This window comes from Magnetospirillum sulfuroxidans (assembly GCF_018224925.1).
Lineage (GTDB): Bacteria > Pseudomonadota > Alphaproteobacteria > Rhodospirillales > Magnetospirillaceae > Magnetospirillum > Magnetospirillum sulfuroxidans.
This window is the reverse complement of sequence record NZ_JAGTUF010000016.1, coordinates 40858-63701: the sequence shown is the minus strand read 5'-3', so window position 1 is coordinate 63701 and position 22844 is coordinate 40858. Positions and strand designations below refer to the sequence as shown.

At 63.5% G+C, this 22844-nt stretch carries 29 protein-coding genes and 1 riboswitch; of the genes, 19 read left to right on the top strand and 10 right to left on the bottom strand.

Going from position 1 to position 22844, the window contains the following annotated elements:
* Positions 1 to 62 precede the first annotated feature (62 nt).
* Positions 63 to 620, top strand: a complete 558-nt coding sequence (locus KEC16_RS15085) for a hypothetical protein (protein WP_211550406.1) — start codon at positions 63 to 65, stop codon at positions 618 to 620.
* Here KEC16_RS15085 and KEC16_RS15080 read toward each other — a convergent pair.
* Positions 617 to 1549 (bottom strand): FkbM family methyltransferase, encoded by a 933-nt coding sequence (locus KEC16_RS15080; protein ID WP_211550404.1) that lies wholly within the window; start codon positions 1547 to 1549, stop codon positions 617 to 619. The genes KEC16_RS15085 and KEC16_RS15080 overlap by 4 nt on opposite strands.
* On the bottom strand, positions 1546 to 2262 hold the full coding sequence (locus KEC16_RS15075) for an alpha/beta hydrolase (RefSeq protein ID WP_249209221.1): 717 nt from the start codon (positions 2260 to 2262) through the stop codon (positions 1546 to 1548). The genes KEC16_RS15080 and KEC16_RS15075 overlap by 4 nt, the downstream gene beginning before the upstream one ends.
* A gap of 67 nt (positions 2263 to 2329) precedes the next feature.
* Between KEC16_RS15075 and KEC16_RS15070 the strand changes: the two genes are divergently transcribed.
* On the top strand, positions 2330 to 3559 hold the full coding sequence (locus tag KEC16_RS15070) for a glycosyltransferase family 4 protein (protein ID WP_211550441.1): 1230 nt from the start codon (positions 2330 to 2332) through the stop codon (positions 3557 to 3559).
* The gene (locus KEC16_RS15065; RefSeq protein WP_211550400.1) at positions 3556 to 4479 is read left to right on the top strand and encodes a glycosyltransferase family 9 protein; all 924 of its coding nucleotides are present in this window, start codon (positions 3556 to 3558) and stop codon (positions 4477 to 4479) included. Before KEC16_RS15070 ends, KEC16_RS15065 begins: the two co-directional genes overlap by 4 nt.
* Before the next feature lie 22 nt (positions 4480 to 4501).
* Here the strand turns inward: KEC16_RS15065 and KEC16_RS15060 are convergent, their stop codons facing one another.
* Genes KEC16_RS15060 through mutM form a run of 4 tightly spaced genes read right to left on the bottom strand, consistent with a single transcriptional unit; the run spans position 4502 to position 6731 of the window.
* Positions 4502 to 4657, bottom strand: a complete 156-nt coding sequence (locus KEC16_RS15060; protein ID WP_249209220.1) for a YjhX family toxin — start codon at positions 4655 to 4657, stop codon at positions 4502 to 4504.
* A 59-nt stretch (positions 4658 to 4716) separates the two neighbouring features.
* On the bottom strand, positions 4717 to 5493 hold the full coding sequence (locus tag KEC16_RS15055; RefSeq protein WP_211550396.1) for an enoyl-CoA hydratase: 777 nt from the start codon (positions 5491 to 5493) through the stop codon (positions 4717 to 4719).
* Between the two features lie 24 nt (positions 5494 to 5517).
* Positions 5518 to 5874 (bottom strand): hypothetical protein, encoded by a 357-nt coding sequence (locus tag KEC16_RS15050; protein WP_211550394.1) that lies wholly within the window; start codon positions 5872 to 5874, stop codon positions 5518 to 5520.
* Between the two features lie 20 nt (positions 5875 to 5894).
* The gene (gene mutM, locus KEC16_RS15045) at positions 5895 to 6731 is read right to left on the bottom strand and encodes a bifunctional DNA-formamidopyrimidine glycosylase/DNA-(apurinic or apyrimidinic site) lyase (RefSeq protein WP_211550392.1); all 837 of its coding nucleotides are present in this window, start codon (positions 6729 to 6731) and stop codon (positions 5895 to 5897) included.
* A gap of 84 nt (positions 6732 to 6815) precedes the next feature.
* Between mutM and ubiE the strand changes: the two genes are divergently transcribed.
* From ubiE to KEC16_RS14985, 12 genes are all read left to right on the top strand, one after another.
* Positions 6816 to 7577: a bifunctional demethylmenaquinone methyltransferase/2-methoxy-6-polyprenyl-1,4-benzoquinol methylase UbiE gene (ubiE, locus tag KEC16_RS15040; RefSeq protein ID WP_211550390.1), complete on the top strand. Its 762-nt coding sequence runs from the start codon at positions 6816 to 6818 to the stop codon at positions 7575 to 7577.
* A gap of 3 nt (positions 7578 to 7580) precedes the next feature.
* Positions 7581 to 9113, top strand: a complete 1533-nt coding sequence (gene ubiB, locus KEC16_RS15035) for a 2-polyprenylphenol 6-hydroxylase (RefSeq protein WP_211550388.1) — start codon at positions 7581 to 7583, stop codon at positions 9111 to 9113.
* Positions 9114 to 9184: 71 nt separating this feature from the next.
* Positions 9185 to 10390 (top strand): bifunctional phosphopantothenoylcysteine decarboxylase/phosphopantothenate--cysteine ligase CoaBC, encoded by a 1206-nt coding sequence (coaBC, locus tag KEC16_RS15030; RefSeq protein ID WP_211550386.1) that lies wholly within the window; start codon positions 9185 to 9187, stop codon positions 10388 to 10390.
* A complete protein-coding gene (dut, locus tag KEC16_RS15025) occupies positions 10387 to 10842 on the top strand; it encodes a dUTP diphosphatase (RefSeq protein WP_211550383.1) in 456 nt (151 codons plus the stop codon). Before coaBC ends, dut begins: the two co-directional genes overlap by 4 nt.
* Before the next feature lie 10 nt (positions 10843 to 10852).
* Positions 10853 to 11308: an RrF2 family transcriptional regulator gene (locus KEC16_RS15020; protein ID WP_211550382.1), complete on the top strand. Its 456-nt coding sequence runs from the start codon at positions 10853 to 10855 to the stop codon at positions 11306 to 11308.
* Between the two features lie 53 nt (positions 11309 to 11361).
* The gene (gene cysK / locus KEC16_RS15015; RefSeq protein ID WP_211550380.1) at positions 11362 to 12303 is read left to right on the top strand and encodes a cysteine synthase A; all 942 of its coding nucleotides are present in this window, start codon (positions 11362 to 11364) and stop codon (positions 12301 to 12303) included.
* 67 nt (positions 12304 to 12370) lie between these two features.
* On the top strand, positions 12371 to 13171 hold the full coding sequence (locus tag KEC16_RS15010) for a HesA/MoeB/ThiF family protein (RefSeq protein ID WP_211550378.1): 801 nt from the start codon (positions 12371 to 12373) through the stop codon (positions 13169 to 13171).
* Positions 13158 to 13589, top strand: a complete 432-nt coding sequence (locus KEC16_RS15005; protein WP_211550376.1) for a DsrE/DsrF/DrsH-like family protein — start codon at positions 13158 to 13160, stop codon at positions 13587 to 13589. The genes KEC16_RS15010 and KEC16_RS15005 overlap by 14 nt, the downstream gene beginning before the upstream one ends.
* 67 nt (positions 13590 to 13656) lie before the next feature.
* Positions 13657 to 14169 carry a peptide deformylase gene (gene def / locus KEC16_RS15000; RefSeq protein WP_211550374.1) on the top strand — a complete coding sequence of 171 codons (513 nt, stop codon included), beginning with the start codon at positions 13657 to 13659 and terminating at the stop codon, positions 14167 to 14169.
* Position 14170: 1 nt separating this feature from the next.
* On the top strand, positions 14171 to 15079 hold the full coding sequence (gene fmt, locus KEC16_RS14995; protein ID WP_211550371.1) for a methionyl-tRNA formyltransferase: 909 nt from the start codon (positions 14171 to 14173) through the stop codon (positions 15077 to 15079).
* A 56-nt stretch (positions 15080 to 15135) separates the two neighbouring features.
* Positions 15136 to 15543 carry a bacteriohemerythrin gene (locus tag KEC16_RS14990; protein ID WP_211550370.1) on the top strand — a complete coding sequence of 136 codons (408 nt, stop codon included), beginning with the start codon at positions 15136 to 15138 and terminating at the stop codon, positions 15541 to 15543.
* A 7-nt stretch (positions 15544 to 15550) separates the two neighbouring features.
* A complete protein-coding gene (locus tag KEC16_RS14985) occupies positions 15551 to 16111 on the top strand; it encodes a pyridoxamine 5'-phosphate oxidase family protein (RefSeq protein WP_211550368.1) in 561 nt (186 codons plus the stop codon).
* A gap of 98 nt (positions 16112 to 16209) precedes the next feature.
* Here KEC16_RS14985 and rnhA read toward each other — a convergent pair whose 3' ends face one another.
* The 4 genes from rnhA to ispH are packed head-to-tail and all read right to left on the bottom strand — an operon-like array spanning position 16210 to position 19066.
* Positions 16210 to 16653 (bottom strand): ribonuclease HI, encoded by a 444-nt coding sequence (gene rnhA, locus KEC16_RS14980; RefSeq protein ID WP_211550366.1) that lies wholly within the window; start codon positions 16651 to 16653, stop codon positions 16210 to 16212.
* Entirely contained in the window at positions 16650 to 17630 is a 981-nt protein-coding gene (locus KEC16_RS14975; RefSeq protein ID WP_211550364.1) for a homoserine kinase, read from the bottom strand. Before KEC16_RS14975 ends, rnhA begins: the two co-directional genes overlap by 4 nt.
* A 33-nt stretch (positions 17631 to 17663) precedes the next feature.
* Positions 17664 to 18128, bottom strand: coding sequence for a GNAT family N-acetyltransferase (locus KEC16_RS14970; protein ID WP_211550362.1), 465 nt, complete (start codon positions 18126 to 18128; stop codon positions 17664 to 17666).
* Positions 18125 to 19066 (bottom strand): 4-hydroxy-3-methylbut-2-enyl diphosphate reductase, encoded by a 942-nt coding sequence (gene ispH, locus KEC16_RS14965; protein WP_211550360.1) that lies wholly within the window; start codon positions 19064 to 19066, stop codon positions 18125 to 18127. The genes KEC16_RS14970 and ispH overlap by 4 nt, the downstream gene beginning before the upstream one ends.
* Before the next feature lie 106 nt (positions 19067 to 19172).
* Here ispH and KEC16_RS14960 point away from each other — a divergent pair, with 106 nt between their 5' ends.
* The 4 genes from KEC16_RS14960 (at position 19173) to gcvPA (ending at position 22844) form a co-directional block, all read left to right on the top strand.
* Positions 19173 to 19703 carry a hypothetical protein gene (locus KEC16_RS14960; protein WP_211550358.1) on the top strand — a complete coding sequence of 177 codons (531 nt, stop codon included), beginning with the start codon at positions 19173 to 19175 and terminating at the stop codon, positions 19701 to 19703.
* Positions 19704 to 19757: 54 nt separating this feature from the next.
* A riboswitch (glycine riboswitch) is annotated at positions 19758 to 19847 on the top strand.
* A 144-nt stretch (positions 19848 to 19991) separates the two neighbouring features.
* The gene (gcvT, locus tag KEC16_RS14955) at positions 19992 to 21101 is read left to right on the top strand and encodes a glycine cleavage system aminomethyltransferase GcvT (RefSeq protein WP_211550356.1); all 1110 of its coding nucleotides are present in this window, start codon (positions 19992 to 19994) and stop codon (positions 21099 to 21101) included.
* 2 nt (positions 21102 to 21103) lie between these two features.
* Positions 21104 to 21481 carry a glycine cleavage system protein GcvH gene (gene gcvH, locus KEC16_RS14950; protein WP_211550439.1) on the top strand — a complete coding sequence of 126 codons (378 nt, stop codon included), beginning with the start codon at positions 21104 to 21106 and terminating at the stop codon, positions 21479 to 21481.
* 13 nt (positions 21482 to 21494) lie between these two features.
* Entirely contained in the window at positions 21495 to 22844 is a 1350-nt protein-coding gene (gene gcvPA, locus KEC16_RS14945; protein WP_211550354.1) for an aminomethyl-transferring glycine dehydrogenase subunit GcvPA, read from the top strand.

Here is a 22844-nt window from a genome sequence, read left to right as displayed (position 1 = left end):
CGGGATAAGATTGTGCGGCAGGCGCCGCCGGGTTAGGCTTTTTCTCTTTGTCGGGGGATGTGATGCGGCGGATTGTCAGTGCTTGCTTGGCTTTGATCGCGGTGGCCGCGCCGGCCGGTGCCGCCGAACGCTTGCAGGTGCCGCAACTGGTCGATTGGAAGGTTCTCAGTGCGGTCGCGGACAAGACCGGCGAGGCGACAGAGCTGATCCCAGCCGACGAAACCGGCGAAACCTGGACCCGGCGGGTCAGCGTGCAGGCATTTCGCGGGGTGCCGCTGACGGTGCAGGCGTTCTTGGATCAAGCGGTCTCCAATGCGGCCGGCGTCTGCGAGGCGGCTGCCGCCGGTCCGTCCAGTCTGGGACGGGTCAGCGGCTACGAGGCCGGCTCGCGCACCATCGCCTGCGGAAAATACAAAGGCGACGGCCACGGCACCTATGTGCTGCACTTCGTCATCCGGGGCCGCGAGGCGCTTTATGTGGTCAGCCGCATGTGGCGCGGCGCCCCCTTCGGCTTGGGCGCGGTGCCGGTTCCCGATGCCGAATTGGCGCAGTGGCGCGCTTACGCCGATGCCATCGACGTGTGCGATACCGCGGATTCCCGTCATCCGTGTCGGGATTAAGGGATTCCGACCAGCCACGAGCGCAGCAAGGGAACCAGGTCGCGCAAGCTATCGCGCATTTGCCGCAGCGCGATGCGCTGGCCCATCCGGCGCGAAGCCTTGGCCACAAGCTCGATATCCAGGTCGGCCTGTCGCAACAGCGGCGTGGCGTGGTCGAAATAACCGAGGGCCATGGCGATCAGCCCGGCCTTGAGCCGTTGTTCCGGCGAAGTGATCGCCTCGGGGCGGCGGAAATACAGCAAATCGCATTGGCCGATCTGGCCCCGGGAATAGGCCGGTTTCCCGGCCGAGGAATAAGGGTGCGGGGCGACCGGGCGGCTGCGCCAATGGGTCGGGCGGATGATGTCCATCAACTCAAAGCCATTGCCGCGCATGAACTGATCGAGGTCGGCCACCAGCGGTTGGTTCTTGCGGGCGGCGACAAAGGCGGCTTCGGCCTTGATCGCCACGGCCGAGGCCAGGCTGCGCGGGGCGGCGCGCAAGATCGACAATTCCGCCCCTTCGACATCCAGCTTGAGATAAGCCGGTGCGGGCAGGCCGTCCAAGGCGTGATCCAGGGTAACGGTTTCCACCGCCAAGGCCCGGCAGTCAGAGGTCAGGTGCGACAGGCCAAAGCGGCGCCCCACCGCTGGATCATGTTCCAGCAAGGACGCCCCTACCGGGTCGGGCGGCACCCACAAGGTGGCGGGACCGTTCTTTTCACCAACGGCGGAGGGCAGCCAGCGGATGGACCGCCATGGGGCCGGGTCCGATGCTTGCAGCGCGGCAAAGGCTTGCGGCTCGGGCTCGAAGCCGATGCCGCCGACCGCCCAGGCGATGGGCAAAAGGTCGGGGTCAAAGCCTCCGCGCGAACCGATGTCGACGGCGGACAAGTCGGCGGCGGTGATGATCTCGGCCAAGCCGGTGCGGCGGAAAAAATCGGTATTCACGCCAGCCCCGCCATCAAGATTTCGACCTGACGGGTCATGCGGGCGAGGTCGCGGTCGCGGCTGAGGCGGTGGTCGCCATCCTTGATCAGGGTGATTTCCACATCGTCGGAGGCCAGGCAATCGGCGATTTTCACCGCCGTCTGCCAGGGGACGTCGGCGTCTTTTTGGCCTTGGATCAGCCGCACCGGGCAAAACAGATTGATGGTGTCGCGCAACAGCAGATTGTTGCGGCCGTCCTCGATCAACAGCCGCGGCACGGTCCAGGGGTTTTCCGGCTCGTAACAATTGGGCTGGATCACATAGCCTTGGGCCAACAGGTCGTGGCGTTGTTCGGGGGTGAATTCGGCCCACATCAAATCTTCGGTGAAATCGGGGGCGGCGGCGATTCCGACCAGCGCGGCGACGCGGTCACGCCGGCGCAAGGCCGCCAACAACGCGATCCACCCGCCCAAGGACGAGCCGACCAGGACTTGCGGCCCCTGGGTCAGTTCATCCAGGGCGGCGACGGCGTCGTCGGCCCAACGGCTGACCGAGCCGTCCTCGACCCGGCCCGAGCTTTTGCCGTGGCCGAACAGGTCGAAGCGCAGAAAGGCGCGCCCCTGGTTTCGGCACAGGCTTTCCAGGGCTAAGGCTTTGGTCCCTTCCATGTCGGAATGGAAACCGTGTAAGAAGACGATCCCTGGCGTCTTGCCTTCTAAGCGTTGGTATGCCATGGACGCACCGTCCGTGCGTGTTAATATTGCGCCGCCTTCAACCATGGTCATGAACTTGCCCCAATCCATGTCGGAAACTGATACTGCCCCCATCGATGCCGCCGAAAGCGCCGTCCGTCAACCGGTCGTTCTGCAAGTGCTGCCGGCCCTGGTCACCGGAGGCGTCGAACGCGGCACCGTCGAGGTCGCCCAAGCCCTGTGCGAGGCGGGCTGGAAAGCCATCGTCGCTTCGTCCGGCGGCCCCATGGTGCGCGAACTGATCCGCGCCGGCGCCGAGCATGTGGAAATGCCGTTGGCGTCGAAGAATCCGCTGGTCATGCGCGCCAATGTCAAACGTTTGGAGCGGCTGATCCGCGAGCGCGGCGTCGATATCGTCCACGCCCGCTCACGCGCGCCGGCCTGGAGCGCCTTGGCCGCCGCCAACCGGGTTGGCGTGCCGTTCATGACCACTTTCCACGGCACCTATAATCTGGGTGGGTTCGGCCTCAAGCATTGGTACAATTCGGTGATGGTGCGGGGCGAACGGGTGATCGCCATTTCCGAATTCATCGCCGAACACGCCCGGCGCATCTATGGGCTGGCGGCGGAGCGCATCCGCGTCATTCCGCGGGGGGTCGATCTGACCAAATTCGATCCCAACCGGGTCAGTCAGGAACGCATTATCCAACTGGCCAATCGCTGGCGTTTGCCCGACGGCTATCCGGTCATCATGCTGCCCGGCCGTCTGACCCGCTGGAAGGGGCAAAAGGTGCTGATCGAGGCGCTGGCCGTGTTGGGACGCCACGACGTCCGGTGCCTGCTGGTCGGTTCCGATCAGGGCCGCACCGGTTACCGTCAGGAACTGGTCGATCTTATCGAGCGGCGCGATCTGACCCATGTGGTCCATATCGTCGATGAATGCAACGACATGCCCGCCGCTTATATGCTGACCGACGTGGTGGTTTCCGCTTCGACCGACCCGGAAGCGTTCGGCCGGGTGGTGGTCGAGGCCCAGGCCATGGGCCGGCCGGTTATCGCCAGCGATCATGGCGGCCCGCGCGAAAGTGTTTTGGCCGGTCGCACCGGCTGGCTGACCCCCCCGGACGATCCGCACGCCCTGGCCGCCGCCATCGGCCGTTTTCTCGATCTGTCGCACGAGGATCGCCAGCGCATGGCCGACCTTGGCCAAGCCTTCGTGCGGGCCAATTTCACCAAGGAAACCATGTGCGCCAAGACCTTGACCGTCTATGCCGAAATTCTGTCGGGGGCGGCGCCGGTAGCGCAGCAAGATTGGCTGATTGATCCGGAGCGGGCGTGAAAAGCCGGATATTGGTGATAAAATTGGGGGCCTTGGGCGATTTCGTTCAGGCTTTTGCCCCCTTTGCCGCCATCCGTGCCCATCACCCGGATGCGGAAATCACCGTGCTGACGACCCGGCCCTTTGCCGAGATGGCGGCGGCCTCGCCTTACTTCGATCATGTGTGGATCGACGACAAGCCGCGGCTGTGGCAGTGGGGCAAGCTGGCGGCGTTGCGCGCCCGCTTGCGAAGCGGCCGTTTCGGCCGCGTCTATGATTTGCAGACGTCCGACCGCTCGGGCTGGTATTTTCGCCTGCTGGGGCCGGGGGTGGAATGGTCGGGCATCGCGGCGGGATGTTCCCACCCGCATGCCAATCCCGGCCGCGATTTCCTGCACACGGCCGAGCGTCAGGCGGAACAATTGGCCATGGCCGGCATCGCCGCCTATCCGCCGGCCGACCTAGCCTGGGCCGAGGCCGATTTATCCCGTTTCGGCCTTCCCCATCCCTTTGCCCTGCTTTGTCCGGGCGGAGCGCCGCATCGTCCGGCCAAGCGCTGGCCGGCGGGCCATTTCGCCACCGTGGCGGTGTGGTTGGCGCAGCGCGGCATTACCCCGGTGGTGCTGGGGACCGACAAGGAACGGGCGGAAATCGTCGCCATCGCCACGGCCTGCCCGCAGGCGATCGCCCTGACCGGCAAAACCGGGTTTCTCGATATTTTGGGATTGGGCCGCCATGCCATGCTGGCTTTAGGCAACGACACCGGCCCCATGCATCTGATTGCGGCGGCCGGAGCGCCGGCATTGGTCCTGTTTTCCGCCGCCAGCAATCCCGATCTGTGCGCGCCGCGCGGCCGTGTCGGTCTGTTGCGTCAGGATGATCTGGCCGATCTGGACCCGGAACCGGTCAAGGCGAAGTTGGTGGAAATGGTGACGGGCTGACGCCCGCCACCATCGGTCCGGCTTAACAATTGTCCAATTGCGGTCGAACAACGGTCAGTCCCAACCGGGTCATCCGATCGGGACCGCGCGCGCTTGAGGCGATCAGGCGGCGCCGTTTCAGGCGCTTGACGGTCTCGGAGATCAAAAGGCGACAATCTCTGACATGACCCACACTCATGGGCATAAAAACGGCCCGCAGGATGTGTCCGGCGGGCCGTCAGGGTCAAGATCGCCTTATCAGCGGTTCTTGAACACCGGGCTGCGCTTTTCGGCGAAAGCGGCCATGCCTTCCTTTTGATCCTCGCAGGCGAAGGTCGAATGGAACAGGCGGCGTTCGAACTTGATGCCCTGGGTCAGGGTGGTTTCAAAGGCGGCGTTGACCGATTCCTTGGCCAGCATGACCACCGGACGGCTCATGGAGGCGATGCGGTCGGCGACCTTGAGGGCTTCGTCCAGCAGGTCGGCGGCGGCGATAACCCGGCTGACCAGACCCGCGCGTTCGGCTTCGGCGGCATCCATCATGCGGCCGGTCAGGCACATTTCCATGGCCTTGGCCTTGCCGACGGCACGGGTCAGACGCTGGGTGCCGCCGGCGCCGGGGATGGTGCCGATGGTGATTTCCGGCTGGCCGAATTTGGCGGTGTCGGCGGCGAGGATGAAATCGCACATCATCGCCACTTCACAGCCGCCGCCCAGGGCATAGCCGGCGACGGCGGCGATGATCGGCTTGCGGCAGGTGGTGATGCGTTCCCAGCCATTGGTGATGAAATCGGCCAGATAGGCGTCCATGTATGACTTGGACTGCATTTCCTTGATGTCGGCGCCGGCGGCGAAAGCCTTTTCCGAACCGGTCAGGACCACGGCGCCGATTTCGCCATCGGCCTCGAAGGCGTCAAGGGCGGCGCCCAATTCCTTGATCAGGCCTGCGCACAAGGCGTTCAGGGCCTTGGGGCGATTCAAGGTGATCAGGCCAACGGGGCCGCGGGTCTCGACGGTGATATTTTCGTAGGGCATCTGTTGCCTCTCTTCTGGAATGGATTATTCCGGTGCGATGGTGAAATGGACCACGACATTGCGGCCCTCGGCCTGGGTGTCCAGCTTCAGCAATTCGGTTTCGCGCCGATACTGTCTGTCGCTGTCCCGGGTCCAGCCGAGTTGCGGCAAGGTGGCGGCATAAAAGGCGATGATTTCGCCGGCCTTGAGCGGGCCCCGGGCGAAAGCTTCGACGATGCGCCCGGCGGGCGTGTCGAAGGAAAGACCGGAATCCGTCACCTCGGTCATGCCCGGCGGCAACGGCAGGTCTTCGTAGGCAGACAGGAATCCCTGAGCCTGGGCCGTCCCCAAGGACAGCAGCAGCAGGGCGATGGCGCCCATAAGGGAGGTGAAAGTCCGCATGGTGATCAAGGGCTATACCATCAACGCTGTTTTTTCGCACAGTAGAAAGTGGATCGTCCCGATTGGACAATCCGCTTGATGCCGCCGGTCCGGGCGATGTCGCAATCGCAACCGGGGCAGGCTTGCCCCGCCCGGTCGTAGACGGTGAAGGAATGCTGGAAATAGCCTAATTCGCCATTGGGCTGCACATGATCTTTCAAAGACGAACCGCCGGCGGCGATGGCGCGTTCAAGGACGGCGCGAATGGCCGTCACCAGCGTGTTGATTTCGCCGGGTTTCAGCGATCCGGCCGGACGGGTGGGATCAATGGCGGACAGAAACAGGCTTTCCGACACATAGATGTTGCCGAGGCCGGCGACCACGTTCTGGTCCAAAAGCGCCGCCTTGATCGAAGCGTCCTTGCCGTTAAGCGCCATGGCCAGGGCCTGTTCATGGAAATCCGGCCCCAGCGGTTCCGGCCCCAGATGGGCCAGCAACGGGTGACTGGCCGGGTCAAGGGTCAGGTCCATCAGGCCGAAGCGGCGGGGGTCGCGATAGGTGACCATGGTGCCGTCGTCGCTTAGGAATTCCACATGATCGTGCGGTCCCGGCGGCTCGTTGCGGCCCTTGCTGATGACCATGGCGCCCGACATGCCCAGATGGCCCAAAAGCGTCAGGCCGCCGTCGAGGCGCACCAGCAGGTATTTGGCCCGGCGACCGACGCTTTCGACCATGCGTCCGGTCAGACGGGCGGCGAAATCCGTGGGCAGGGGTTTGCGCAGATCGGGGCGCCGCGCCTCGACGCGGACGAATCGGTGTCCGGGCCACACAGCGGCCAGTCCACGGGCGACGGTTTCGACTTCGGGAAGCTCGGGCATGGGGCGATGCTGCCTGAACCGTCAGGCGCTGTCAAAAACTCAAGGCTCGCCTGTTCCTCGCGCTTGCGATAATCTGCCCCGATCATGACGAACGAAGAATTGGGCCAAGGCCCCGCAACCACCCATTTCGGCTTCAAGACCGTGCGCGAGGACGAAAAAGTCTCGCTGGTGCGCGGCGTGTTCGATTCGGTGGCCGGCAAGTACGATCTGATGAACGACCTGATGAGCGTCGGCGTCCATCGGCTGTGGAAAGCCAATTTCCTCGACTGGCTGCGACCGCAGGCCAACCAGACCCTGCTGGATGTGGGCGGCGGCACCGGCGATATCGCCTTTGGCTGGAAAAAGCGCGGCGGCGGTCCGGCCATCGTCTGCGACATCAACAAGGAAATGCTGAGCGTCGGCCGCGATCGCGCCGTTGACCGCAACGTCACCAGCCAGATCAATTGGGTGTGCGGCAATGCCGAGACCTTGCCGATTCCCGATGGCTCGGTCGATCGCTACACCATCGCCTTTTGCCTGCGCAACGTCACCCATTGGGACCGCGCCATCGCCGAGGCCTATCGGGTGTTGAAGCCGGGCGGGCGCTTCATGTGCCTGGAATTTTCCAAGGTGGTGGTGCCGGGCCTGCGCGAATTTTACGACATGTATTCGTTCAAGGTTTTGCCCAAGGTCGGCGGCATGGTCACCGGCAATGCCGAGGCCTATCAATATCTGGTGGAAAGCATCCGCAAATTCCCCAGCCAGGACGAGATGGCGCAGATGGTTCGCGCCGCCGGCTTCGCCCGCGTCGAGGTGCGCAACCTGTCGGGCGGCATCGCCGCCATTCATTCCGGCTGGCGTATCTAACCGATGATCCGCGCGCTTCGCAATCTGCACCGCCTGTTCACCATCGCTCGGGTTCTGGCGCGCCATGACGCGCTTGAAGTCGTCGATCTGCCCATCGCCGCCTTAGCCTCCAAAATCATCCGCCTGGGGCGCGCGCCGACGCATGAAGGTCGCCCCGGCCAACGCCTGGCCGCCGCCCTGACCGAATTGGGGCCGACCTTCATCAAGTTGGGCCAAGCGCTGTCCACCCGCGCCGATCTGTTGGGCGACGAGATGACCGCCGATCTGTCGGAATTGCAGGACCGGTTGGCGCCGTTTCCGTCGTCATTGGCGCGCAGCATCATCGAGGAGGATCTGGACCAGCCGCTGGCCGCGGTCTATGCCCGGTTCGACGACGTGCCGGTGGCCGCCGCCTCGATCGCCCAGGTCCATTTCGCCGTCACCACCGAGGGCCGCGAAGTGGCGGTCAAGGTGTTGCGGCCCGGCGTCGACGAGGCGTTCCGCAAGGATATCGACCTGTTGCGCTGGCTGGCCGGATGGGTGGAGCTGACCCAGCCGTCCTTGCGTCGCCTGCGCATGGTGGAAAGTGTCGAAACCTTCGCCGATTCAGTCCAACTGGAAATGGATTTGCGTTTCGAAGCGGCGGCGGCGGCGGAACTGGCCGAGAATTTCGCCGGGGACGAATCCTTCCGCGTCCCCGAGGTGGATTGGCAGCGCACGGCCAAGCGGGTGATGACCCTGGCGCGGGTCAGCGGCATTCCGGTGGACGAGGTCGAGGCCATCCGCGCCGCCGGCATCGACCCGGATGACGTGCTGCGCAAGGCCGCCGAATCCTTCTTCAACATGGTCTTCCGCGACGGCTTTTTCCATGCCGACATGCATCCGGGCAATCTGTTCGTCGATTATGACGGCAATCTGGTGGCGGTGGATTTCGGCATCATGGGCCGCGTCGATCTGCGCACCCGGCGCTTTCTTGGCGAGATGCTGGTCGGTTTCTTGAACGGCAATTACCGTCGGGTGGCGGAAGTGCATTTCGAGGCCGGCTTCGTCCCGCCCGACAAAAGCGTCGATAATTTCACCCAAGCCTGTCGTTCGATCGCCGAGCCGATCATGGGCAAGCCCATGCACGAAATCTCCATTGCTCGCCTGTTGGGGCAATTGTTCCAGATCACCGAGCAGTTTTCCATGCAGACCCAGCCGCAATTGCTGATGCTGCAAAAAAGCATGCTGGTGGCCGAAGGCGTCGGCCGCACCCTGGATTCGGGCATCAACATGTGGGAATTGGCCCGGCCGTTGATCGAGACCTGGATGATGCAGCATTTGGGGCCGCAGGCGCGCATCAAGGACAGCGTCGTCAATGTCGTGCACAGCCTGGAACGCCTGCCGCGGGTGCTGGCGGAAACCGAAAAGGCCTATACAAATCTGATGAATGGCGGCTTGAAGCTGCATCCCGACACCGTCAAGGCCATGCGCGGCGAAGGGGGCGGCAAGCGCGCCATCGGGTGGTTGCCATGGGTTTTAGTCGCGGTTTTGGGCGTTTTGCTGGTCCTTAAGTAAACTTGCGCGATTTTGGCGAAGGCGTTAGGTTAACCACACTTGCCCTTTGGTAAAATGTGTGGGGTATTCCTGTGCTCGACGGCCGACGCGTACTTCTGGTCATTTCAGGCGGAATTGCCGCGTACAAATCGCTGGAGCTGATCCGGCGCTTGCGCGATCGTGGCGCCGACGTGCGCTGCATCCTTACCGGCAACGCCACCAATTTCGTCACTCCCTTGGCGGTGCAGACCTTGGCGGGCAACAAGGTGTTCGAAAACACCTTTTCCCTGACCGACGAACACGAGATTGGCCATATCACCCTGGCGCGCGACTGTGATCTGGTGGTGGTGGCCCCGGCCACCGCCAACCTGTTGGCCAAGATGGCCCATGGTTTGGCCGATGATCTGGCCTCGACCGCCTTGCTGGTCACCGACAAACCGATCTTGGTGGCCCCGGCGATGAATTTCCGCATGTGGGGGCACGCCGCCACCAGCGCCAACATGGCTTTGCTGAAAAGTCGCGGCGTTCACGCCGTCGGCCCCAATAGCGGCATGCTGGCCGAGGGCGAAAGCGGGTTGGGCCGCATGGCCGAGCCGGCGGAAATTCTGGCCGCCATCGAAACCTTGCTGGCGGCGGGACCGCTGAAGGGGGTCAAGGCCCTGGTCACCAGTGGCCCGACCTATGAACCCATCGACCCGGTGCGTTTTATCGGCAATCGGTCATCGGGCAAGCAGGGCCACGCCATCGCCACCGCTTTGGCCCGGTTGGGCGCGGACGTCACCTTGATCAGCGGCCCGGTCAAACTGGCCGATCCGGCCAACATGCGGGTCATCCATGTGGAAACCGCGCGCGAGATGCTGGGGGCGGCGCTGGGGTGCCTGCCCATGGATGTGGCGGTGTGCGCCGCCGCCGTCGCTGACTGGACGGTGTCCAATGCGTCAAAGGAAAAGCGCAAGAAGGACGCCAGCGGCCAAGCGCCGCTGATTGAGTTGGCCGCCAATCCCGACATCTTGGCGACGCTGTCGGAAAAAGGCTCGGCGCGGCCGCGCCTGGTGGTCGGCTTCGCCGCCGAGACGGAAAAGGTCCTGGAACACGCCCGCGCCAAGCATCAGCGCAAAGGCTGCGATTGGATCGTCGCCAATGACGTGTCGCCGCAAAGCGGCACCTTCGGCGGTGATTTCAATTCAATTCACTTGATCACCGCCAGCGGCGTCGAGGATTGGCCGCGCATCACCAAGGCCGACGTGGCCGAGCGGCTGGCCTGGAAGATCGCCGATGTTTTGAAGGGAAGCCCATGACCGCGAAACTCACCGTCCTCGTCCAGCGTTTGCCCCATGCCGAGGACTTGCCGCTGCCGCGCTATGAAAGCGCCAACGCCGCCGGCTTGGATCTGATGGCCTGTATTCCCGCCGACATCGTCTTGGCGCCGGGGCAGCGCATGCGTGTTCCCACCGGTTTCGCCATGGCCATTCCTGTCGGCTTCGAGGCTCAGATCCGGCCGCGCTCCGGGCTGGCGGTGATGCACGGGATTACCGTGTTGAATGCGCCGGGCACCATTGACGCCGATTATCGCGGTGAATTGGCGGTGATTTTGATTAATCACGGCGAGACCGGCCACACCATCACCCGTGGCATGCGCATCGCCCAAATGGTGATCGCCCCGGTGGTTCAGGCTCAATTGACCGAGGTGGCCGAATTGTCCGAAACCGCCCGCGGCGCCGGCGGTTTCGGCTCCACCGGCCTGAGTTAAGGAAGATCCCATGCTGCGTCCGTCGAAAAAGATGCTGTTCGCCATCGAGGCGGTGCTCGACATCGCCTATCACGCCGGCGGCGAGCCGGTGCAAAGCCGCGAGATCACCCGTCGGCAGGCGATCCCCCGCCGTTATCTGGAACAGACCCTGCAACAATTGGTGCGTTCGGGTCTCTTGGTCGGCGTGCGCGGCCCCAAGGGCGGGTATCGGCTGGCGCGCGAGCGTCGCCGCATCTCGGTGGGGGAGGTGGTCCGCGTGGTCCGCGCCATGGAAACGGCGGAAGATCCGTTTCAAGACGTGCCGGCTTCGGATCTTGGTGCCAAGGTCATTCGCCCCATGTGGGGCGACCTGACCGAAGAAATCATGAATCGCTTGGATGCCATCACCTTCGATGATCTGTGTATGCGGTCCTATAAGACCGGCATTCCGTCGGAAGCACATTCCAAGCTGGACTTCATAATCTAAGCTTGCCAAACTGTAGATATGTTGTGAACTACAGCGAAAACGAGGAAAATACGATGAGCGAGTTCCGCGGCCGCATCTACGATTCGATCGTCGACACCATTGGCGCCACCCCGCTGGTGCGCATGTCCAAGCTGGCGGCCGAGGCGGGCGCCAAGGCCAATATCGTCGGCAAGTGCGAATTCTTCAATCCGCTGGCCAGCGTCAAGGATCGCATCGGTCTGGCCATGATCGAAGCCGCCGAAAAGGATGGCCGTCTCAAGCCTGGCGCCACCTTGATCGAGCCGACCTCGGGCAATACCGGCATCGCCTTGGCCTTCGTCTGCGCCGCCAAGGGCTATCGCCTGATTTTGACCATGCCGGAAAGCATGAGCATTGAGCGGCGCAAGATGCTGGCCCATCTGGGGGCCGAAATCGTGTTGACCCCGGCGGCCAAGGGGATGACCGGCGCGGTCAAGGAAGCCGAACGTCTGGTCGGCGAAACCCCCGGCGCCGTCATGTGCCAGCAATTTGAAAATCCGGCCAACCCGGCGGCGCACGAAGCCAGCACCGCCCTGGAAATCTGGAACGACACCGACGGCAAGGTCGATGCGGTGATTGCTGGCGTCGGCACCGGCGGCACCATTTCCGGCATCGGCCGGGTGCTGAAGGCCAAGAACCCCAATATCAAGATCATCGCGGTGGAACCCGAGGACAGCCCGGTATTGTCGGGTGGCGCGCCGGGTCCGCACAAGATCCAAGGCATTGGCGCCGGCTTCGTGCCGGGCAATCTGGATCGCGCCGTCATCGATGAAATCTTGCAAATCAGCAACGAAACCGCCTTCGTCAACGCCCGCAAGGCGGCCAAGGTCGAAGGCTTGCCGGTGGGCATTTCGTCGGGCGCGGCCATCGCCGCGGCTTTGGAAGTGGGCGCTCGTCCCGATATGGACGGCAAGTTGATCGTCGTCATTCTGCCCAGCTTCGCCGAGCGTTATCTGTCGACGGCATTGTTCGAGTAATTCGTGATATCCCCCGCGCAACGGTCCCTTGTTCTTCCCCGTTGCGCGGGGTCGGGAGCACCGGGATATGGATTTCCGCGAAGACCAGATTAACCGCTATGCCCGCCACATCATCCTGCCCGAGGTGGGCGGGGTAGGCCAAGCCAAGCTGCTGGATTCGCGGGTTCTGGTCATTGGCGCCGGCGGCCTGGGGTCGCCGCTGATCCAATATTTGGCCGCCGCCGGAATCGGCACCATCGGGGTGGTCGATGACGACGTCGTCGACCTGTCCAATCTGCAACGTCAGATTTTGCACAGCACCGCGAGCATCGGCCGGGCCAAGGTGGACAGCGCGGCGGAGACGGTGGCCGGGCTGAACCCGGATGTCAGGATCGAACGCATCCGCGCCCGCCTGAACAAGGACAACGCCGCCGCCATCATCGCCGATTATCCGCTGGTGGCCGATGGTTCGGATAATTTCGCCACCCGCTTCCTGGTCAACGATGCCTGTCATTTCGCCGGGGCAACCTTGGTGTCGGCGGCCATCTTGCGCTTTGACGGCCAATTATCGACGTTCAAGCCCGATGGGCCGTGTTACCGCTGCATCTATGCCGAAGAACCGCCGCAAGGCACCATCCCGACCTGTTCCTCGGCCGGGGTGTTGGGCGCCATTGCCGGCACCTTGGGCAGCTTGCAGGCGACCGAGGTGCTTAAGGAAATCCTGGGCATCGGCCAATCCATGAGCGGCCGGCTGTTGATTTATGACGGGTTGTCGGTGGCGTTCCGCACCGTTCGGGTCAAGCGCGATCCCGGCTGTCCGTTGTGCGGCGACCACCCGACCATCACCGATCTGTCCGGCCACCGGAGCACCGCCCATGCCTGCGGCTGACAAGACCTCGCCCGATAAAGTGTCGATCGTCGTTTTTTCCGGCGATTTCGACAAGATTCACTATGCCTTGGTGATGGCGGCGGCGGCGGTGGCCTCTAATACGCCGGTAACCTTGTTCTTCACCATGTGGGCCGGGCGCGCCTTGGAACGCGATCAGGCGTGGAAACGGCTGAAATGTTCGGATGGATCATCCGCCCATGACATGGATAGCTGCTTCAAGGACAAGAACGTCGCCGATTTCGAAACATTGCTGGCGGCCTGCGTCGCCCTGGACGTGACCTTCATGGTCTGCGAGATGGGGGTGAAGGCCCTGGGCATGGACCCTGACGATTTCCGACCCGATGTGCCGCTGGCCAAGGGCGGAATCGTCACTTTTCTGGCCGATGCCAGCAAGGATGGGGCGATGATTTTTGTGTAAAACTTGACGGCACCGGGGCAGACACCCTATCTGAAAGCCAGAATTTTACACTAAGGTGACTGTTTCCATGGCTATCTTGTCCATTCTGACCGCTCCCGATCCGCGCCTGAAGCAAAAGGCGGCTGTCGTCGCCCAGGTCGATGACGGCGTGCGCAGCTTGATGGACGACATGCTGGAAACCATGTACGCCGCCCCCGGCATCGGTCTGGCGGCGCCGCAGGTGGCGGTGAGCCGACGGATCATCGTCGCCGATATCGGCCGTAACGAAGACGACCGCCAGCCGGTGCGCATGGTCAACCCGGAAATCGTCTGGGTTTCCGACGACGACAACACCTATGAAGAAGGCTGCCTGTCGGTCCCCGAACATTACGGCCAAGTGGTCCGCCCCCGCGTCATCCAGGTGCGGTATATGGATGAAGCTGGGGCACAAAAGGAATTGGAAACCGACGGCCTGTTGGCGACGGTGTTGCAACACGAGATGGATCATCTGGACGGGGTTTTGTTCATCGACCATCTGTCGTCGCTCAAGCGCAACATGATCTTGCGCAAGCTGCTGAAGGCCAAGAAGGAAGCCGGCTGAGATGCGTCTGGCCTTCATGGGGACACCGGATTTTTCCGTCGCGATCCTTTCGGCCTTGCTTGACGCCGGTCACGACGTGGCTTGCGTCTATGCGCAACCGCCGCGTCCGGCCGGGCGCGGCCACAAGGAACAGCTGAGCCCGGTCCACGCCTTCGCCGCCGCCCGTGGAATCATGGTGCGGACGCCCAAATCCCTGAAATCCGAAGCCGAGCAACAGGCCTTTGCCGAGCTTGATCTGGATATGGCGGTGGTTGCCGCCTATGGATTGATTCTGCCGCAAGCCGTCTTGGACGCCCCGCGCCGGGGCTGCTTGAACGTCCATGCCTCGGTGCTGCCGCGCTGGCGCGGCGCGGCTCCGATTCAGCGGGCGATCTTGGCCGGCGATGCCGAAACCGGGGTGACCATCATGCAGATGGATGCCGGGCTTGATACCGGCGCCATGCTGCTGGTTGATCGCCTGCCGATCACTTCGACCACCAACGCCGCCAGCTTGCATGATCAACTGGCCGAGATGGGGGCGCGGCTGATCGTCGCGGCGCTGGCCGGCTATGACGGGTTGGCGCCGGTGGCGCAGCCGCAATCCGGCGTTACCTATGCCCATAAGCTGAGCAAGGATGAAGGCCGGCTGGACTGGACCCGGCCGGCAATTGAATTGGAACGCCAGGTGCGCGGACTGACGCCGTGGCCCGGCGTGTGGTGCCAGGTGGGGGAAGAACGGCTGAAGGTGCTGGAAGCGGGCGTGGACACAGGGCAGGGCGCCCCCGGCACCGTGCTGGACGAAGGATTGTGCGTCGCCTGTGGCGATGGCGCCTTGCGCTTGCTGCGGGTGCAGCGGGCGGGCAAGGGGCCGATGAATGCCGCCGACCTGCTGCGCGGCTTTGCCATCCCGGTGGGGACGCGGCTGGGCTGACTTGACCAGGGTCACGGCGCTGGCGGGCGTCTTGGGCCGATGCTTGGCCCATGCAGATGCACTGGAATGATGCCCTGATCGTGGGCAACGTGTTGATCGACACGCAGCACCGCGCCTTTTTCGACGAGGTCAACGCCGTCGTTGACGCCTTGGCGCGCGGCGCCCCGCATTCGGTGGTGCAGCGTTTCCACCGTAATTTCGTCATCGCCCTGGTCCGCCATTTCCGCGACGAGGAATTGCTGTTGGCCCGCGTCAATTATCCCGATCTGGAACATCATCAGGCCGAGCACCGGGCGCTGATGGCTTCGGTCACCGCTTTGGCCGAAAGCCTGGGGCTGGCGGAGAGCTTTTCCGAACTGATGGTGGTTGTGCGCAACACGATTACCACCCTGATCGAGCACATGGCGCTTGAGGATATGCGCTATCGCCGCTATGTCAGTGCAGCACAGGCAGAAAGCTGGTGAGGCACCCATGGCCAAATTTTATGACGGCATCAACGACGAGCAGCGGGCATTCATTGCCGCCCAGCCGCTTTTTTTCGTCGCTACCGCTCCGGATGAGGGGCGGATCAATGTCAGCCCCAAGGGTCTGGACGACAGTTTCGTCGTGCTTACGCCCAACCGGGTGGCGTTTCTGAACCTGACCGGCAGCGGAAATGAAACCGCCGCCCATTTGCTGCGGGACGACCGCATCACCATCATGTTCTGCGCCTTTGCCGGCGCACCGAAAATCCTGCGCCTGTATGGCCGTGGCCGCTCGGTGCATCCGCGTGACGGCGAATGGGCGGATCTGATCGGCCGCTTCAAAGCCTATCCGGCGGCGCGCCAGATCGTCGTCATCGACGTGGATAGCGTCAATTCCTCGTGCGGGTTTGGGGTGCCGTTGATGGAATTGCAGTCCCAGCGCACGGTGTTGCCGGAATGGGCCGACCGCAAAGGCGATGACGGCATCGCCAAGTACCAGCGGGAAAAGAACGCCACCAGTTTTGACGGCTACCCCACTGGTCTGTTCGACGACGACGACGAGGACTAAACACCTAGACCGTGATGACTTCAATGTGCATCGCGGTCTCAGTTTTGTTTACCTCTGGCCAAGGCAAGTGTCTTGGCATGGGGGATCAGCGCGCTTGATTAGCCGCCCAATATGATCTTGATGCCGTCGCGGGCCAGCTGGTCGGCCCGTTCGTTTTCCGGGTGGCCGTTATGGCCCTTGACCCACTGCCAGCGAACCTGGTGCAGGGCGCAGGCGGCATCGAGGATTTTCCATAAATCGTCGTTTTTCACCGGTTTCTTGTCGGCGGTTTTCCAGCCCTTGGCCTTCCAGCCGCGCAACCATTCGGTCATGCCCTTCATCACATACTGGCTGTCGGTATGGATGGTGATTTGACAGGGCCGGCTGAGGGCTTCCAACGCCTTGATCACCGCCATCATTTCCATGCGGTTGTTGGTGGTCGGGTTCTCGCCGCCGCACAATTCCTTTTCGGTGCCCTTATAGCGCAAAATGGCGCCCCAGCCGCCGGGGCCGGGATTGCCGGAGCAGGCGCCGTCGGTGAAGATTTCGACGATATCGGTCATTCTATGCCATAAGCTCCGGGGCCGCTGATGCCTTGGTGAAAACGCAGCTTGCGGTAATATTCCAGGGGGTCCTTGCGTTTGACCAAGGCCCCTTCGGGGGTGTTGAGCCAGTCATACAAGCGGGTCAGCAAAAAGCGCATGGCCGCGCCTTGCGCCAGCAGCGGCAGGCTGGCCAGTTCGTCGGCGGTCAGCGGCCGGACCTTGCGATAGGCGTTCAAAAGGGCGCGGGCCTTGGTGGCGTTGAACGCCCCATCCGGCTCGAAGCACCAGGCGTTGAGGCAGATGGCGACGTCATAGGCCAGGAAATCGGTGCAGGCGAAATAAAAGTCGATCAGGCCCGAGACCCGTTCCTGTCTGGTTTCCTTGTCGGCCATGAAGAAGACATTGTCGGGGAACAGGTCGGCGTGGATCAGCCCCACCGGCAAGGTCTGCGGCCATTGGCGTTCCAGGTCATCCAGGCGTTCGGCGATGAAACTGTCGAGACCGGGGCGCAGGCTGTCGGCTCCGGTCCGGCATTGTTCGAACAGCGGCCGCCAGTCGCCGACCGACAGATTATTGGCCCGCGTCGCCGCGAAATCGGCGCCCTTCAGGTGCATCTCGGCCAAGGCGCCGCCCAGCGCCGCGCAATGACCGGTGGTCAGGCGCTTGGCCGACATGCCGCGCAAGAAGGTGACCATGGCGGCGGGGCGTCCGCACAATTGGCGCAGCACAGTGCCGTCGCGGCCGTGCAGCGGGGTCGGGCTGGCCAAGCCCCGCGCCGCCAGATGTTCCATCAGGTCGATGAAGAACGGCAATTCGTCCGGGTTCACCCGTTTTTCATAGAGGGTCAGGATATAGGGGCCGGTCTCGGTCTGAACCAGGAAGTTGGAATTCTCCACTCCCTCGGCGATGCCGGTGAAGGACACCACGTCGCCGATCGCATAGCCCGCGATGAAATCCTGCATCTCTTCGTCGGAAACTTCGGTATAGACCGCCATGCCCCTGTCCTTAAGCAACGCCCGGCCGGCAAACTACTTCACCGCGAAGGGCTTTTCCAGCGCCGCGCCCTCGATCCGCCAGATTTGCCAGCCGGCGGCCGGAACAAGGCCAAGCGAACGGTAAAATTCCTGCGCCGGCTGGTTCCAGTCCAGCACGTTGACATCGATGCGGCCCCAGCCGCGTGCCGGGGCCATGGCCACCAGCGCCCGCACCAGCATTTTGCCCAGGCCCTGCCCACGGGCGGTGGGGCGGACATACAGATCGTGGATGATCGCGCCGCTTTGACCGCGCCAGGACGAATAGCTGGGCAGGATCGTCAGCAGACCGGCGAGGGCGCCGGCCTGTTCGGCCACCAGCGCCTCGAAGCGGCCTTGGCCGAAGCCTTGCCGCAAATCAGCCAGACGGGCGGTGACCGCGCCGCCCTCGAAGGCCGCCAGTTCATGCAGCAGACACAGAATCTCGGCCAGATCGGCGGCGGTGGCGGCGCGGATGGTCACAGCAATTGCGGAGGCAGCTTGAAGGCGACGGTTTCGTCGGTGACCTTGATTTCCTCGATGGTGACGGCAAAGCGGGCGCGGGCGGCGGCGATGACTTCCTCGACCAGCACTTCGGGGGCCGAGGCGCCGGCGGTGATGCCCAGCCGGCTGATGGCGGCCAACGTGTTCCAATCCAGATCGGCGGCCCGTTCCACCAAGATGGAATGGGCGCAGCCGGAGCGCGCGGCCACTTCCACCAGCCGTTTGGAATTGGATGATTGAGGCGAGCCGATGACCATCACGGCATCGCAATGCGGCGCGATGGTCTTGACCGCGATTTGGCGGTTGGTGGTGGCGTAGCAGATATCGTCCTTGCGCGGGCCGACGATATCGGGGAAGCGGCGGCGCAGCACCTCGACGATGGCGATGGTGTCATCGACCGACAAGGTGGTCTGAGTGATATAGGCCAGCTTGTCGGCGGCGGCGGGGCTGACCGTTTCGGCATCGTCGACGTTTTCCACCAGCAGCACGGCGCCAGCGGGCACCTGGCCCATGGTGCCGATCACTTCCGGGTGGCCCTTGTGGCCGATCATGATGATTTGGCGGCCCATCTCGTGGTGCAGTTCGGCCTCGCGGTGGACCTTGGTGACCAGCGGACAGGTAGCGTCCAGATAATCCAGGCCGCGGGAATCAGCGGCTTGGGGGACCGATTTGGGCACGCCATGGGCGGAAAAAACCACCGGCACGCCATCGGGAACCTCGGTCAGCTCGTCGACGAACACCGCCCCCTTGGCCTTGAGCGTATCGACAACGAAGCGGTTATGGACGATTTCGTGGCGGACATAGACCGGGGTGCCGTATTTCTCGATCGCCGCCTCGACGATCAGGATGGCGCGGTCAACGCCGGCGCAAAAGCCGCGTGGGCTGGCAAGAACGATGGTCAGCGGAGACTTGGTCATCAATACTTCCGTTCGCGGGGGCAGCATGGCGGCTTGTGCCGCCGGTCGCGCTTCACTAATGTTGGTGCAGACTATATGGCCTCAACGGCTTTCTCGAAAGACCATCATGATCCGTCGCTTCGTCCTCCCTGTTGCCGCCTTGCTGGCCTTGCCCCTGCTTGCCTCGTGCTCGCTGCTGGAAAAGAAGGTGGCGCCGCCGTGCCCGCCGATTTACCTGCTGGGCGACACCGCGACGCTGACCAAATATAAGCCGGGCAAGGGCCGCGATCTCACCGATATCGAGTTCAGCGCCGACATCCAGGGCTATACCGGTGATTGCACCTATGACGAAAAAGGCGCCATCGTCGAATTCCAGGTGACCTTCAACCTGACCCGTGGTCCGGCCGATGACGACCGCAAGGCCAATTTCGACTACTTCCTGGCGGTGCCGTTGTATTACCCCGCCCCCAGCGCCAAGGTGGTGTTCCCGGTCGAGGTCACCTTCCCCGAGGGGGTGAATTACGTGCGCCACACCGATGAATCGGTGGTCATGCGGGTTCCGGTCAAGGACAAGGACATCATCCAGAAATACGAGATTTATCTGGGTTTCCAGACCAGTGCCGACGAATTGGAGGCCAATCGCAAGGCGCGGCAGTAAACCTTTTCTTAAGTATTGACTTGCGTCTGGGGGCCGATACATTCTGCTCTCAGACGATCCCCGCCGGGAGAGAGTGGGTAACGCCCACCGCCGAAGGAGCAACCGCCCCTGGAAACTCTCAGGCAACAGGACCAGCGGGGGGATAAAGCTCTGGAAAGCGGGTGGCGAGAGCCACCCCACCGACGATGTAAGCCCAGGCTCCTGGGTGAATCTTTCAGGTTCCAAGACAGAGGGGGGCACCGGGCTGACGCCCGTAGTGCGATTCCCGCTGTCTGTTAAGGAACCATCATGTCCGACACCGCTCTGCTGACCACGCCGCTGGATGCCCTGCACCGGGAATTGGGCGCCAAGATGGTTGCTTTCGCCGGCTATGCCATGCCGGTGCAATATCCCTTGGGGGTGTTGGGCGAGCATCTGCACACCCGCAAAAGCGCCGGCCTGTTCGACGTCTCCCACATGGGCCAGGTCACCATCGAGGCCGATGACCCCGCCGCCTTGCTGGAGACGTTGGTTCCTGGCGACGTACAGGGATTGGCGGTTGGCCGGACCCGCTATTCGGTCTTCACCAACGATGCCGGCGGCATCTTGGATGATCTGATGATTTCCAAGCTGTCGCCGACCAAGCTGTTCTTGGTGGTCAATGCCGCCTGCAAGGACGCCGATTTCGCCCACATGGCGGCGGCCCTGGCCGGCAAGGCGACGGTGACGCGCCTGGATGGGCGGGCGCTGATGGCCCTGCAAGGCCCCAAGGCGGCGGCGGTGATGGCCAAACTGGCCCCCGGCGCCGAAGCCCAGGGGTTTATGTCCATCGCCGAATATGCGGTGGCCGGGATTCCCTGTCTGGTGACCCGCTCGGGCTATACCGGCGAGGATGGCTTCGAGATTTCGGTGGCCAACGCCGAGGCGGAAAAGCTGGCTCGCGCCCTGTTGGCCGCGGAGGGCGTCGCCCCCATCGGCCTGGGTGCCCGCGATTCCCTGCGCTTAGAGGCCGGGCTGTGCCTGTACGGTTCGGATATCGACACCGCCACCACCCCGGTCGAGGCCCGGCTGAACTGGATCATCGGCAAGCGCCGGCGTGAACAAGGCGGCTTTCCCGGCGCCGCCATCATTCAAAAGCAATTGGCCGAAGGCGCGCCGCGCCTGCGCGTCGGCATCAAGCCCGATGGTCGGGCGCCGGCCCGTGCCCATACCCAGATCACCGATGTCGATGGCACGCCGTTGGGCGAGATCACCTCGGGCGGTTTCGGCCCCTCGGCCGATGGCCCGGTGGCCATGGGCTATGTTCCCGCCGGGTTCGCCGTGCCCGGCATGCCGGTCAAGCTGGTCGTTCGCGGCAAGGCGCTGGACGCCCATGTGGCGCTGCTGCCGTTCGTTCCCCATTCTTATCACAAGGGTTGAGCATCATGAGCATGTACTTCACCAAGGACCATGAATGGATCAAGGTTGACGGCGATACTGGCGTCGTCGGCATCACCGCATACGCCCAGCACGCGCTCGGCGACATCGTTTATGTGGAAGTGCCGGAAAGCGGCCGCGAGCTGAGGTTGGGCGGTGATGCCGCCGTGGTCGAATCGGTCAAGGCCGCCTCCGAGGTTTATTCCCCCGTCTCCGGCACGGTGACCGCCGGCAACGCGGTGCTGGCCGACCAGCCGGCCCTGGTCAACGAAAGCCCCGAGGATCAGGCCTGGTTCTTCAAGCTGACGCTGTCCAATCCGACCGAATTGGAAGGGCTGATGGATCGCGCCGCTTATGACGAATACGTCGCCGGTCTGGAATAAGGAAAAACCGACCATGCGCTATCTGCCCCATACCGAGGCCGACCGTCGCGCCATGCTGGCCACGATCGGTGCGCGGGACGTGGATTGCCTGTTTCAGGACGTCCCGGCCGCCGCCCGTCTGGACCAGCCCATCGACCTGCCGGCCGGCCAAAGCGAGATGGCGGTGGAGCGCGTGTTCACCCGCATGGCCGGCAAGAATTTGTCGGCCGGTTGCGCGCCGTTCTTCATCGGCGCCGGGCTTTACCGCCACCATGTGCCGGCGGCGGTGGACCAATTGCTGACTCGGGGCGAGTTCCTGACCAGCTATACCCCCTATCAGCCGGAAGTGTCGCAAGGTACGCTGCAATATCTGTTCGAGTTCCAGACCCAGGTCGCCATGATCACCGGCATGGAGGTGGCCAACGCCTCCATGTATGACGGCGCCACCGCCTGCGCCGAGGCGGCGGTGATGGCGGCACGGGTGACCCGCAAGAAAAAGATCGTCCTGTCGGGCAACCTGCACCCCCATTACGTCCAGACCACCGAGACGGTGACCAAGCATCAGGGGCTGGAAATCGAGGCGCTGGCCCCCGATCCCTTCGGTTTCGAGGATCTGATGGGCCGCGTCGATTCGCGGACCGCCTGTCTGATCGTGCAAAATCCCGGCTTCTTCGGCGGTATCCGCGACCTGACCCAACTGGCCGATGCCTGCCACGAAGTCGGCGCGCTGCTGGTGGTGGCGGTGGCCGAGCCGGTTTCCCTGGGCCTGATCACCCCGCCTGGGGCCATGGGCGCCGACATCGTCGTGGCCGAGGGGCAATCCTTGGGCATGGGTCTGCAATTCGGTGGCCCCGGTCTGGGATTGTTCGCCACGCGGGAAAAATACGTTCGCCAGATGCCCGGCCGGCTGTGCGGCCAGACAGTGGACCAGGACGGCAAACGGGGTTTCGTCCTGACGCTGTCGACGCGCGAGCAGCATATCCGCCGGGAAAAGGCGACGTCGAACATCTGCACTAATTCCGGCCTGTGCGCGCTGGCTTTCACCATGCATCTGACCCTGCTGGGCGAAACCGGCCTGACCCGGTTGGCCAAGCTTAACCATGCGCAGGCGGTGCGGCTGGAACAAAGCCTGCGCCGGGTCCCGGGCGCCAAGGTGATCAGCCAGACCTATTTCAACGAATTCGCCCTTTATCTGGGCGACGACGTCGATGCCGCCGAGGTGGTGGAAAAGCTGGCGGCCAAGGGCATCCTTGGCGGCGTCGCCGCCTCGCGCTTTTACCCGCATTGGCCGGAATTGCGTCCGATCTTGTTGCTGGCGGCGACCGAGACCAACAGCCAAGACGACATGGCCGCGCTGGTGTCCGCCTTGAACGAGGGGCTGTAA

Excerpts from the sequence above, each read along its gene's own strand:
- KEC16_RS15085 (WP_211550406.1), top strand. The coding sequence starts at position 63 with ATGCGGCGGATTGTCAGTGCTTGCTTGGCTTTGATCGCGGTGGCCGCG.
- KEC16_RS15075 (WP_249209221.1), bottom strand. The coding sequence starts at position 2,262 with ATGGCATACCAACGCTTAGAAGGCAAGACGCCAGGGATCGTCTTCTTA.
- KEC16_RS15070 (WP_211550441.1), top strand. The coding sequence starts at position 2,330 with ATGTCGGAAACTGATACTGCCCCCATCGATGCCGCCGAAAGCGCCGTC.
- KEC16_RS15060 (WP_249209220.1), bottom strand. The coding sequence starts at position 4,657 with ATGAGTGTGGGTCATGTCAGAGATTGTCGCCTTTTGATCTCCGAGACC.
- KEC16_RS15055 (WP_211550396.1), bottom strand. The coding sequence starts at position 5,493 with ATGCCCTACGAAAATATCACCGTCGAGACCCGCGGCCCCGTTGGCCTG.
- KEC16_RS15050 (WP_211550394.1), bottom strand. The coding sequence starts at position 5,874 with ATGCGGACTTTCACCTCCCTTATGGGCGCCATCGCCCTGCTGCTGCTG.
- mutM (WP_211550392.1), bottom strand. The coding sequence starts at position 6,731 with ATGCCCGAGCTTCCCGAAGTCGAAACCGTCGCCCGTGGACTGGCCGCT.
- ubiE (WP_211550390.1), top strand. The coding sequence starts at position 6,816 with ATGACGAACGAAGAATTGGGCCAAGGCCCCGCAACCACCCATTTCGGC.
- ubiB (WP_211550388.1), top strand. The coding sequence starts at position 7,581 with ATGATCCGCGCGCTTCGCAATCTGCACCGCCTGTTCACCATCGCTCGG.
- dut (WP_211550383.1), top strand. The coding sequence starts at position 10,387 with ATGACCGCGAAACTCACCGTCCTCGTCCAGCGTTTGCCCCATGCCGAG.
- KEC16_RS15020 (WP_211550382.1), top strand. The coding sequence starts at position 10,853 with ATGCTGCGTCCGTCGAAAAAGATGCTGTTCGCCATCGAGGCGGTGCTC.
- cysK (WP_211550380.1), top strand. The coding sequence starts at position 11,362 with ATGAGCGAGTTCCGCGGCCGCATCTACGATTCGATCGTCGACACCATT.
- KEC16_RS15010 (WP_211550378.1), top strand. The coding sequence starts at position 12,371 with ATGGATTTCCGCGAAGACCAGATTAACCGCTATGCCCGCCACATCATC.
- KEC16_RS15005 (WP_211550376.1), top strand. The coding sequence starts at position 13,158 with ATGCCTGCGGCTGACAAGACCTCGCCCGATAAAGTGTCGATCGTCGTT.
- def (WP_211550374.1), top strand. The coding sequence starts at position 13,657 with ATGGCTATCTTGTCCATTCTGACCGCTCCCGATCCGCGCCTGAAGCAA.
- fmt (WP_211550371.1), top strand. The coding sequence starts at position 14,171 with ATGCGTCTGGCCTTCATGGGGACACCGGATTTTTCCGTCGCGATCCTT.
- KEC16_RS14990 (WP_211550370.1), top strand. The coding sequence starts at position 15,136 with ATGCACTGGAATGATGCCCTGATCGTGGGCAACGTGTTGATCGACACG.
- KEC16_RS14985 (WP_211550368.1), top strand. The coding sequence starts at position 15,551 with ATGGCCAAATTTTATGACGGCATCAACGACGAGCAGCGGGCATTCATT.
- rnhA (WP_211550366.1), bottom strand. The coding sequence starts at position 16,653 with ATGACCGATATCGTCGAAATCTTCACCGACGGCGCCTGCTCCGGCAAT.
- KEC16_RS14975 (WP_211550364.1), bottom strand. The coding sequence starts at position 17,630 with ATGGCGGTCTATACCGAAGTTTCCGACGAAGAGATGCAGGATTTCATC.
- ispH (WP_211550360.1), bottom strand. The coding sequence starts at position 19,066 with ATGACCAAGTCTCCGCTGACCATCGTTCTTGCCAGCCCACGCGGCTTT.
- KEC16_RS14960 (WP_211550358.1), top strand. The coding sequence starts at position 19,173 with ATGATCCGTCGCTTCGTCCTCCCTGTTGCCGCCTTGCTGGCCTTGCCC.
- gcvT (WP_211550356.1), top strand. The coding sequence starts at position 19,992 with ATGTCCGACACCGCTCTGCTGACCACGCCGCTGGATGCCCTGCACCGG.
- gcvPA (WP_211550354.1), top strand. The coding sequence starts at position 21,495 with ATGCGCTATCTGCCCCATACCGAGGCCGACCGTCGCGCCATGCTGGCC.